We start from the raw sequence: 10,094 nt of genomic DNA, 5'->3' as shown, positions 1-10,094 counted from the left end.
GGCGGAGTTCAAGCACCTGGAGTTCTACTACTTCCACAACTGCGTCTACGACTTCATGTGGAAGAACAACCGCCGGCGCTTCAGCGAGAAGTTCCCGACCTGGGACATCATCCGCAAGTACAACAAGGACTACAAGCTGGTCTTCGTCGGCGACGCGACGATGAGCCCCTACGAGATCCTGCAACCGGGCGGCAGCGTCGAATACAACAACGAGGAAGCCGGCGCCGAATGGCTGCAGCGCCTGACGCATGCCTTCCCGAAGTTCGTCTGGATCAACCCCGAGCCGCAAGGCGTCTGGCAATACCGCCAGAGCATCTCGGTCATACAGCAGCTGATGAACCACCGCATGTACCCGCTCACGATCAAGGGCCTGGAAGAGGCAATGCGGTTGCTGAGCGAGTGACCGCCGTCTCTTGATCGCTGGGGTTTCGCTGTCGCTCCACCGCCAGCCTACGCACACTTCGCTCCCCGGAGCTGGTCCCAGTGATCGGCTCCCTCTCCCCCTCGGGGAGAGGGCTGGGGTGAGGGGGTTCCTATTCACCCCCGACAGCCGGGGGCGCAGCGGCGCACCGCGCCGCGCCGCGCTGGCGCCCCCGACAGGAATCGAACCTGTATCTAGCGCTTAGGAGGCGCTCGTTCTATCCATTGAACTACGGCGGCGAGGCCGCCATTGTATGGCGCTCAGAGGTGCGCCAGCTCCAGCGCGCGGATCGCGACGAAGCTGCACACCGCGGTGAGGAACAGCAGCCAGGGCCCGGGGCGGGCATCGAGCCGGGGGAACAGGAGCAGCACCGTGAGCCGATGCGAGCGTTCGCAGTCGCGGCCTTCGCGCGACGACTCCCCATGCGCGCCCTCGGAAAGGGCGGGCCGGCGGGAGGCGAAGAGCCGTTGCATGGATTGGGGCCAGATGCTGAAGGGTCCTTCCAGAGTAGGCAAGCGGAAAGCCTGCATCTGTAGGCTGACCGCTACAGCCGCAGTGGGAGGTCAGACGAGCGGCGTGCAGGCAGGCGGCCTTGCGCAAGCCAGACCACCGGCAGCTCCAGCGCGCGTTCCGCGCGCATCGCATGCTGCGGCGCGTCATGCAGCGCATGCGCCTTTCATTGAAGCGGTGTTCGGGTCCTCGTCGCAGAACCGCGGCGCCTCGTCGCGAGCACTCGGCACGCAGCAGCAACGCGTGGCGCTGGAAGTGCCGCAGCAAGGACACCAACGCCAGACCGCCTGAACTGAGCCTGACCAATCGGTCCATCACGACTCACGCACGGGCGTTTCTGCGCACATCGCTTAAACGCGGTTAAGCACGCAACCTGATCTCTGCATTGCTGCAAGCGGTGTTGCGCCGCACCATTGCGAAGGGTTACATCATCGAGGCCCTCGTATCTACGAACGGTCTTCGCATCGCCGCGAAGGCGCCCTAGGATCGCCGCGAGACAGATGCAAAAACAGCAGACGCGACGAGCAGGAGAGCTTCGGATGACTTCCGCCGATTACCGGATCGAAAGCAGCCAACCCATCGCCGGTCGTTTCTGGCCCGCCAACGGATCGAGGAACTACGCGGTGCACGACCGCGCACTGGCGGTCAGCCTGGCCGCCAAGAGCTTCACCTCCGACAGCGAGATCCGCGTGGTGCACGTGCCCACCGGCGAAGTGGTGTTCCGCAAGCCGCCGGTGCGCCGCCAGGAATGGGCGAGCGACGACCTCTGATCAGGCACGCACAGGATCGGGCCCGGCCGCCGGCGCGGCGCGCAGGGTCCGACTGAGCAGCACCACGGGCACCAGGCCGACCACGACCAAGGCCAGCGAAGGCAGCGCCGCCTCACCCAGGCGCTCGTCGCGCGCGAGCTGGTAGGCCACCACGGCCAGCGTGTCGCTGTTGAAGGGCCGCAGCACCAGCGTGGCAGGCAGCTCCTTCATCACGTCGACGAAGACCAGCAGCGCGGCGGCGGCGGTGGAGCGCTTCAGCAGCGGCCAGTGCACACGCGCCAGCAGCGCGGCCCCGCCCGTGCCCAGCATGCGGGCGGAATCGTCCAGGCTGGCCGGGATGCGCGCATAGCCGCTCTGCACGGACTGCAGGGCCACCGAGACGAAGCGCACCAGGTAGGCCCAGACGATGCCGAGGATGGTGGCCGTCATCCAGTAGCCCACGCCGCTTTGCGGCCACGCCTCCTGCAGCCAGCCCACCGGCAGCAGCAGCCCCACCACGAGCACCGCCCCGGGCACCGCATAACCCAGAGCGGCCATCTGCACCACGCGGCGCGTGACGCCGCCCGGCGAGCGGCGCAGGCGGAACGCCAGCAGCAGCGCGGTGGCGACGGCCAGCACCGCGCTGATGCCGCCCAGCCGCAGGCTGTTGAAGGACCATTGCAGGAAGCGGTTCCACGGCAGCACGGACCAGTCGGCCGCCAGCGGCCGCAGCATGCAGGCCACCGGCAGCACGAAGCCGAGCAGGATCGGCACGCTGCACACGCTCCAGGCGAGCAGCCGCGCCGGGCCGCCCAGGACAACCGGCTGCGCCTCGGCGCCGCCGCGCGCACGGCCGCCGGCGAAGCGCAGCCGCTTCTGCGCTCGCGTTTCCAGCGCCAGCAGCACGGCCACCGCCAGCAACAGCAGCGTGGCGAGCTGCGCCGCGGCGATGCGGTTGTCCATCGCCAGCCAGGCCTTGTAGATGCCGGTGCTGAAGGTCTGGATGCCGAAGTAGCTGGCCACGCCGAAATCGGCCAGCGTCTCCATCAGCGCGAGCGCCACGCCCGCCATGATCGCCGGCCGCGCTAGCGGCAGCGCCACGGTGCGGATGCGGCGCGAGAGCGGCGCGCCGAGCAGCCGGGCCGCCTCCATCAGCTGCGCCGCGCGTTCGGCCAGCGCGGTGCGCACCAGCAGGTAGACATAGGGATAGAGCGCGAACACGAACACGCCGACCGCGCCCGGCAGGTTGCGCACCTCGGGGAAGACGCGCCCTTCCAGCCCGAACTGGGCCCGGATCCAGGTCTGCAGCGGGCCGCCGAACTGCAGGAAGTCGGTGTACGCGTAGGCGATCACGTAGGCCGGCATGGCCAGCGGCAGCAGCAGCGCCCATTCGAAGGTGCGCCGGCCGGGAAAGTCGAACAGGGTGACGGCAGCCGCGGCGGCGCTGCCCACGGCGGCGGCGCCGATCGCCACCGCGACACACAGGATCACGCTGGTGAGCGCATAGTCGGGCAGCACGGTGGCGCCCATCTCGCGCAGGATCTGGCTGCTGGCCGCGTTCCACGACAGCCAGGAGGCGAACACCGCCAGCACCGGCAGCACGAGGAGGCCGGCGACCAGCAGCAGGGGCAGGTCGGCCAGCCGACGCAGTTTCATGGACCCGAGGTTAAGCAGCCCGGGCGCCGGGGCGCTTGTCATTTGTCAAGTGAATGAGAATTGTATGCAACTAGAATGGATGTCATGCATCTCGAGCTGCGCCAGCTGAGTGTCCGCTATCCGGGCCGTCCGCGCCCGGCCGTGGAAGGTGTCTCCCTCGGCCTGAACGCGGGCGAGATCGGCGTGCTGATCGGCCCCTCCGGGTGCGGCAAGACGACCCTGCTGCGGGCGGTGGCCGGGCTGGAGCCGGCCAGCGGCGGGCAGATCCTGGTGTCGGGCCAGCCGGTCGCCGGCGCCAGCGTGAACGTGCCGCCCGAGCGGCGGCAGGTCGGCATGGTGTTCCAGGACTATGCCCTGTTCCCGCACCTCGACGTGCAGCGCAACGTGGCCTTCGGGCTGGAGCGGCGGCTCTCGCGCGCCGAGCGCAAGGAGCGCGTGGCCGAGGTGCTGGGCCTCGTCGGCCTGGCCGGCACCGAGAAGCGCATGCCGCACGAGCTCTCCGGCGGGCAGCAGCAGCGCGTGGCCCTGGCGCGCGCGCTGGCACCGCGGCCGCAGTTGCTGCTGCTCGACGAGCCCTTCTCCAACCTCGACGTCGACCTGCGCGAGCGGCTCGCGCACGAGGTGCGGGGCATCCTCAAGTCCGCCGGCGCGACGGCGCTGTTCGTCACCCACGACCAGCTCGAGGCGTTTGCCACCGGCGACGGGATCGGCGTGATGCACGAGGGTCGGCTGCACCAGTGGGACGACGCGTACTCGCTGTACCACCGGCCGGCCACGCGCTTCGTCGCCGACTTCATCGGCCACGGCGTGTTCGCGCCGGCCACGCTCAAGCGGGTGGGCGACCAGGTGGTCGTGCACACGGCGCTCGGGCCGCTGACCGACGGTGCCGAATGCGTGCTGCCCTCGGCCTTCGGCTTCGGCCAGTGCGAGGTGCTGCTGCGCGCCGACGACATCGTGCACGACGACGACGCGCCGGTGAAGGCGCAGATCGTGCGCAAGGCCTTCCGCGGCTCGGAGTTCCTCTACACCCTGCAGCTCGCTTCCGGCGAGACCCTGCTCGCCCACGTGCCCAGCCACCACGACCACCACATCGGCGAGTGGATCGGCATCCGCGCCCAGGTGGATCACGTGGTCACCTTCCAGCGCGAAGCGGCCGCGGCCGCGCCGCCGATCGCGTCATTCCCGGCCTGAGGCAGGCCGGGCACCCGAGGGCTTGCGCAGCACGTCGACCACGGCGTGCAGCTCATGCGCCCACTGCCGGCGATCGCGGCCGTCGCATTGCTGCGGCTCGCCGAAGCGCACGTGCACCACGAAGGACGGGCCCGCGAGCGTGCGCCACAGCGACGACAGCAGCGTGTCGTCGCCGAGATAGAGCGGGCCGATGCTGCCCCGGCCCGTGCGCCTGTCCTCGAAGCGCAGGCCCACCGGCTGCACCGGCGCGCCGGCCGAGATCGCCGCCTGGATCAGGTTGGCGTGGAAGGGCAGCAGCGTCTCGCCGTCGCCCGTGGTCCCTTCCGGGAACACCGCGACGATCTCGCCGCGCTTGAGGCTCTCGGCCATGTGGTGCACCACGCGCATGGCGTCGCGCCGCTTCTCGCGCTCGATGTAGAGCGTGCCGCCGCCGGTGGCCAGGGTGCCGATCAGGGGCCAGTGCCGCACGTCCGACTTGGCGACGAAGCGGCAATGCCGCGCCGCATGCAGCACCAGGATGTCGAGCCAGGAGAGGTGGTTGGCGACCAGCAGCACCGGGCCCTGCACCGGGGCCTGCCCGCTCACGTGCAGCGGGATGCCCAGCACACGCAGCATGCGCTGGGCCCAGGCCTGCACGGTGGCGTTGCGCCGCTGCGTGTCCCAGCGCGGGAACAGCAGCGTGATGGTCAGCCAGCCGGCCAGCGCATGCACGAGCGCGCGCACCAGCCGCCACAGCGCGCGCAGGGAATTCACATTGCCTTCGCCTCGTACGCGATCTGCCCGCCGACGATGGTGCAGCGCACCGACGCGGGCAGCTCGTGCCCCGCGAACGGCGTGTTGCGGCCCTGGCTGCGCAGGCGCGCCGGTTCCACCTGCCACGCCGCGCGCGGGTCGAAGATGCAGACGTCGGCCACGCCGCCATCGAGCAGCTGGCCGGCGCTGGCCTGCAGCGTGCCGAGCGCGGCGCCGAGCACGCGTGCCGGTCCCTGGGTCAGCGCGGCGAGCGCGCGCGGGAGCTCCACCTTGTCCTGCTCGGCCCACTTGAGCGCCAGCCCGAGTAGCAGCTCCAGCCCGGTCGCACCCGGCTCGGCTTCCGCGAAGGGCAGCGTCTTGGCGTCCTCGTCCACCGGCGTGTGGTCCGACACCAGCGCATCGATGGTGCCGTCGGCCAGCCCGGCGCGCAGCGCGTCGCGGTCGCGCTGCTGGCGCAGCGGCGGGCTCAGCCGCATCCGAGCGTCGAAGTAGCCGATGTCCACGTCGGTCAGGTGCAGCGAGTTGATGCTGATGTCGCAGGTGACCTTCAGTCCCTCGCGCTTGGCCTGGCGCACCAGCTCCACGCCGGCGGCGCTGCTGATGCGGCACAGGTGCACGCGGGCGCCGGTGATGCGCAACAGCTCGAAGATCGTGTGCAACGCGATGGTTTCCGCCGCCACCGGCACGCCGGGCAGCCCCAGCCGGGTGGCGAGCGGGCCGCTGGCGGCCACGCCCTTGCCCAGGTGGTATTCCTGCGGCCGCAGCCACACCGTGTAGTCGAAGGTGGAGGCGTACTGCAGCGCGCGCTGCAGCACCTGCGTGTTCTGCAGCGGCACCTCGGCCTGGCTGAAGCCGACGCAGCCCGATTCGGTGAGCTCCGCCATCTCGGTCAGCACCTCGCCGGCGAGATTGCGCGTGAGCGCGCCGAGCGGGAACACGCGCGCCTGGTGCAGCTTCTCGGCGCGGAACTTCAGCATGTCGACCAGCCCCGGCTCGTCCAGCACGGGGTCGGTATCCGGCGGGCAGACCACCGACGTCACGCCGCCGGCCACCGCAGCGGCCATCTCGCTTTCCAGCATGCCCTCGTGCTCGTGGCCCGGCTCGCGCAGCCGCACCGCCAGGTCGACCAAGCCCGGCATGACGATGCAGCCCGACGCGTCGATCACGCGGTTGGCGCTGAATCCCTCGGGCACGTTGCCCACGCCCAGCACGCGGCCGGCGGCCAGCGCCACGTCGCAGGTGGCGTCGAAGTTGCGCGCGGGGTCGATGACGCGGCCGCCTTTCACCAGGATCTTCATGCCGCCTCCCGCACGTTGTTGGCCACGATGCCCATCACCGCCATGCGCACCGCGATGCCGAAGGTCACCTGCGGCAGGATCACGCTCTGCTTGCCGTCCACCACTTCCGAATCGATCTCCACGCCGCGGTTGATCGGCCCCGGGTGCATCACGATCGCATCGGGCTTGGCCAGCGTGAGGCGCTCCGGCGTGAGGCCGTAGCGCTTGAAGAATTCCTGCGACGACGGCAGCAGCGCGCCGCTCATGCGCTCGTTCTGCAGCCGCAGCATGATGATCACGTCGCAGCCCTTGATGCCCTCTTCCAGCGAGTGGCACACGCGCACGCCCATCTGCGCCATGTCGCCCGGCACCAGGGTCTTGGGCCCGACCACCCGCACCTCGGCGCAGCCGAGCGTGGTGAGCGCGTGGATGTCGGAGCGCGCCACCCGCGAGTGCAGCACGTCGCCCACGATCGCCACCGTGAGGTTGCTGAAGTCCTTCTTGTAGTGGCGGATGGTGTACATGTCGAGCAGCCCCTGCGTGGGGTGCGCGTGGCGGCCGTCGCCGGCATTGACCACGTGCACGTGCGGCGCGACGTGCTGCGCGATCAGGAAGGGCGCACCCGACTCGCTGTGGCGCACCACGAACAGGTCCGCCGCCATCGCGGAGAGGTTGGCGATCGTGTCCAGCAGCGACTCGCCCTTGGCGGTGGAGGAGCGCGCGATGTCCAGGTTGATCACGTCGGCCGACAGGCGCGTGGCCGCGATCTCGAAGGTGGTGCGCGTGCGCGTGCTGTTCTCGAAGAACAGGTTGAACACGCTCTTGCCGCGCAGCAGCGGCACCTTCTTCACCTCGCGGTCGCTGATGCTCACGAAGTTGGAGGCGGTGTCGAGGATCTGCATCAGGATGTCCCGCGGCAGACCCTCGATCGAGAGCAGGTGGATCAGCTCTCCGTTCTTGTTCAGTTGTGGGTTTCGCTTGTAGAGCATGATCTTGGTGGTCCGGAAACTCAGCTCGCCGTCTCGACCGCGAAGGTGAACAGGCCGCCGGCGTCGCGCGCCAGCGCCAGCGACTGGCTGGCCGGCAGGCTCACGCGGGCGGCGGCGTAGTCGGCCTGCACCGGCAGTTCGCGCCCGCCGCGGTCCACCAGCACTGCCAGCGCCACGTGGGCCGGCCGACCGTAGTCGAACAGCTCGTTGAGCACGGCGCGGATGGTGCGGCCGGTGTAGAGCACGTCGTCCAGCAGCAGGATGCGGGCGCCGTTGACGTCGAAGTCCAGCCTGGTCTGGGCGGTGGCCGAGAGGCCGCGGCGGGCGTAGTCGTCGCGGTGCATCGCCGACGAGATCACGCCGGCTTCGCCCGGGCGCCCGAGGTCCTTCTGCAGGCGCTCGGCCAGCCAGGCGCCGCCGGAGGTGATGCCGACCAGCTGCGTGTCGGGCTGCAGCAGGCGCTGCACGCCGTGCAGCAGCTCGCGGTAGAGGCCCTCGGCGTCGAGGAACAGCGCGCCGGGGGCGGCGGAGGCGGGATTCAAGGCAGGCTCCTCAGGAATTGTTCCAGGATGACGCAGGCCGAGGCCGCGTCGGCGTCGCGCGCGCCCGAGGCCAGCGCCTCGGTGGTGCTGTAGCGTTCGTCGACTTCGTAGACCGGCTTGCCGCAGCGCCCGCGCAGCTGGCGCGCGAACTTGCGCGCCCGGGCGGTATTTTCGTGGCTGGCGCCATCGGGGTGGAACGGCACGCCGACGACCAGCGCGTCGGGCTGCCACTCGCGCACCCGCGCCTCGGCCTGCGCCAGCCGGGCCTCGGTACCGTCGGCGCGGATGGTGGCCTGGGGCGTGGCCGTGCGCAGCATGCGGTTGCCCACCGCGACGCCGGTGCGCTTGAGGCCGAAATCGAAAGCGAGAAAAGTCTGGAACTGCGCGGGAACGGCGGGCGACGGCGGGCTGTCAGGCATGCCCCGCGCCCGGCGACAGCATCCACGACTGCAGCCCCAGCAGCGACAGCGCCTTCTCGTAGCGCTCCTCGATCGGGGTGTCGAAGATCACGCTGGTGTCGGCGCCGACGGTGAGCCAGCTGTTCTCGGCCAGTTCCGACTCGAGCTGGCCCTCGCCCCAGGCGGAGTAGCCGAGCGTGACCAGCAGCTTGCGCGGCCCGGCGCCGGTGGCGATCGCCTCCAGCACGTCCTTGGAGGTGGTCATCTCCAGCCCGCCGGCGATGGTCATGGTGGAGGCGTAGACCGACTCGCTGGCGTCGGCGCCTTCCGCGTGCACCGCCTCGTGCAGCACGAAGCCGCGCTCGGTCTGCACCGGGCCGCCCTGCAGCACCGGCGTGCTGGCCAGGTCGGTGCGGCCCAGGGGCAGGTCCACCTTCTCGAACAGGTTCTTCAGGTTGATGTCCGTGGGCTTGTTGATCACCAGGCCCAGGGCACCCTTGGGGCTGTGCTCGCACAGGTACACCACCGAGCGCGCGAACGACGCGTCCTGAAGGCCCGGCATGGCGATCAGGAAGTGGTGCGTCAGGTTCATCGGAGCATCGTCGCCCATGCGGCGTATTTTACGGGCGCGGGCCCACCCCCACTCCGACGGTGGCGCCAGGGGGGTCGGCAGCGCCCGTGCGGGCGCCCCGCGGGCCTCAGATCAGGATGGCGATGATGACCGCGATCACGATGATGATGAGCAGGTCGCGGTCGCTGAGCGCGCCACCCGCGGGCATCGCGTCGATGCGCTCGGCGAGCGCATGGACCTCCGCGTCGGTCATCGCATCGACGCGGCCACTCGCGTTCAGGCCGCTCACGCCCATGGCCTGCAGGCGCTCGCGGATGTCCGCGCGTTCCAGGAAGGCCTGCACCTTGGCCCGGTCGGTCTCGGGCTGGGTGCTTGCGGCCTCGCTGCCGTGGGCGGCGAGCGCTTCGTTGTCGATCATCCCGCCCCAGGCGGCCGGATACGGCGCGGCCAGGGCCGCGGCGAGCAGGACCGCGATCGTTCGGGACGGGAAGTGGCGTGCCATGCGCATGTGGTTGTCCTCCGCGAGGTGGCTCATCCTAGAAGAGGCGCGCAGCGCCGTGGGCCGCGCCGATGGTTCCCGTTGGTAACACTTTGCCCAACTTGCTGCACCTTGTTGATCAGCGCTCCGCCACCGGGCAGGACACCGCTTCCGCCCGCTGCTCACGCAGGGCGGCCAGCAGCTGGCTGCCGGCGCGCCCGGTCTCAGGCCGGCCGAGCCGGGCTTCCTCGGCGCGGATGGCGGCGCCGGTGCGCGGGCCTTCGGACCCGTCCACCCGCACCTCGCAATGGCCGCGATCCAGCAGCAGCTGCTGCAGCTCCCGGAATTCCGCGCGCGACAGGCCGGGATCGTCCGTGGGCCAGGCCGCCTGCGGCGGCGGCAGGCCGCGCAAGGCATCGGACAGCAGCCCGATCGCCAGCGCGTAGGTGTCGGCGCGGTTGTAGCGCCAGATGGCCTGGTAGTTGGGGGTGACGAGCCAGGCCGGGCCCTGCGGGCCGGCGGGCATGAGCAGCGCCGCGGACGTCGACGGGTCGCTGAG

12 protein-coding genes, 1 tRNA gene and 1 pseudogene are annotated in these 10,094 nt (G+C 70.5%); 3 read left to right on the top strand and 11 right to left on the bottom strand.

What is annotated here, in order from left to right; genetic code table 11:
* Positions 1-403: pseudogene (locus tag VFM98_RS19350) on the top strand (hypothetical protein); the annotation flags it as partial.
* 182 nt (positions 404-585) lie between these two features.
* Here the strand turns inward: VFM98_RS19350 and VFM98_RS19345 are convergent.
* A tRNA-Arg gene (locus VFM98_RS19345) sits at positions 586-660 on the bottom strand.
* Positions 661-681: 21 nt separating this feature from the next.
* Positions 682-894 (bottom strand): hypothetical protein, encoded by a 213-nt coding sequence (locus VFM98_RS19340; protein WP_325111527.1) that lies wholly within the window; start codon positions 892-894, stop codon positions 682-684.
* Between the two features lie 576 nt (positions 895-1,470).
* Between VFM98_RS19340 and VFM98_RS19335 the strand changes: the two genes are divergently transcribed.
* Positions 1,471-1,701, top strand: a complete 231-nt coding sequence (locus tag VFM98_RS19335) for a hypothetical protein (RefSeq protein WP_325111526.1) — start codon at positions 1,471-1,473, stop codon at positions 1,699-1,701.
* Here the strand turns inward: VFM98_RS19335 and VFM98_RS19330 are convergent, their stop codons facing one another.
* Complete coding sequence (locus VFM98_RS19330; RefSeq protein WP_325111525.1) at positions 1,702-3,336, bottom strand: iron ABC transporter permease; 1,635 nt, start codon at positions 3,334-3,336, stop codon at positions 1,702-1,704.
* 84 nt (positions 3,337-3,420) lie between these two features.
* Between VFM98_RS19330 and VFM98_RS19325 the strand changes: the two genes are divergently transcribed.
* Positions 3,421-4,527, top strand: a complete 1,107-nt coding sequence (locus tag VFM98_RS19325; RefSeq protein ID WP_325111524.1) for an ABC transporter ATP-binding protein — start codon at positions 3,421-3,423, stop codon at positions 4,525-4,527.
* Here VFM98_RS19325 and VFM98_RS19320 read toward each other — a convergent pair.
* The 8 genes from VFM98_RS19320 to VFM98_RS19285 all read right to left on the bottom strand — a co-directional run.
* A complete protein-coding gene (locus VFM98_RS19320) occupies positions 4,513-5,280 on the bottom strand; it encodes a lysophospholipid acyltransferase family protein (RefSeq protein ID WP_325111523.1) in 768 nt (255 codons plus the stop codon). The two genes, VFM98_RS19325 and VFM98_RS19320, sit on opposite strands and share 15 nt — an antisense overlap.
* A complete protein-coding gene (locus tag VFM98_RS19315; protein ID WP_325111522.1) occupies positions 5,277-6,578 on the bottom strand; it encodes a dihydroorotase in 1,302 nt (433 codons plus the stop codon). Before VFM98_RS19315 ends, VFM98_RS19320 begins: the two co-directional genes overlap by 4 nt.
* On the bottom strand, positions 6,575-7,546 hold the full coding sequence (locus VFM98_RS19310) for an aspartate carbamoyltransferase catalytic subunit (RefSeq protein ID WP_325111521.1): 972 nt from the start codon (positions 7,544-7,546) through the stop codon (positions 6,575-6,577). The genes VFM98_RS19315 and VFM98_RS19310 overlap by 4 nt, the downstream gene beginning before the upstream one ends.
* 20 nt (positions 7,547-7,566) lie before the next feature.
* Positions 7,567-8,088 carry a bifunctional pyr operon transcriptional regulator/uracil phosphoribosyltransferase PyrR gene (gene pyrR / locus VFM98_RS19305; RefSeq protein ID WP_325111520.1) on the bottom strand — a complete coding sequence of 174 codons (522 nt, stop codon included), beginning with the start codon at positions 8,086-8,088 and terminating at the stop codon, positions 7,567-7,569.
* Positions 8,085-8,507, bottom strand: a complete 423-nt coding sequence (gene ruvX, locus VFM98_RS19300; RefSeq protein WP_325111519.1) for a Holliday junction resolvase RuvX — start codon at positions 8,505-8,507, stop codon at positions 8,085-8,087. Before ruvX ends, pyrR begins: the two co-directional genes overlap by 4 nt.
* Positions 8,500-9,096, bottom strand: coding sequence for a YqgE/AlgH family protein (locus VFM98_RS19295; protein ID WP_325111518.1), 597 nt, complete (start codon positions 9,094-9,096; stop codon positions 8,500-8,502). The genes ruvX and VFM98_RS19295 overlap by 8 nt, the downstream gene beginning before the upstream one ends.
* 88 nt (positions 9,097-9,184) lie before the next feature.
* A complete protein-coding gene (locus VFM98_RS19290) occupies positions 9,185-9,592 on the bottom strand; it encodes a PA2779 family protein (protein ID WP_325111517.1) in 408 nt (135 codons plus the stop codon).
* A gap of 82 nt (positions 9,593-9,674) precedes the next feature.
* Positions 9,675-10,094 (bottom strand): peptidoglycan-binding protein (locus VFM98_RS19285; protein WP_325111516.1); only part of this gene is annotated, 420 nt, incomplete at its 5' end.

Origin of the sequence: Ramlibacter sp. (assembly GCF_035706265.1) — a bacterium.
Lineage (GTDB): Bacteria > Pseudomonadota > Gammaproteobacteria > Burkholderiales > Burkholderiaceae_C > Ramlibacter.
This window is presented reverse-complemented; position numbering and strand designations above follow the sequence as displayed.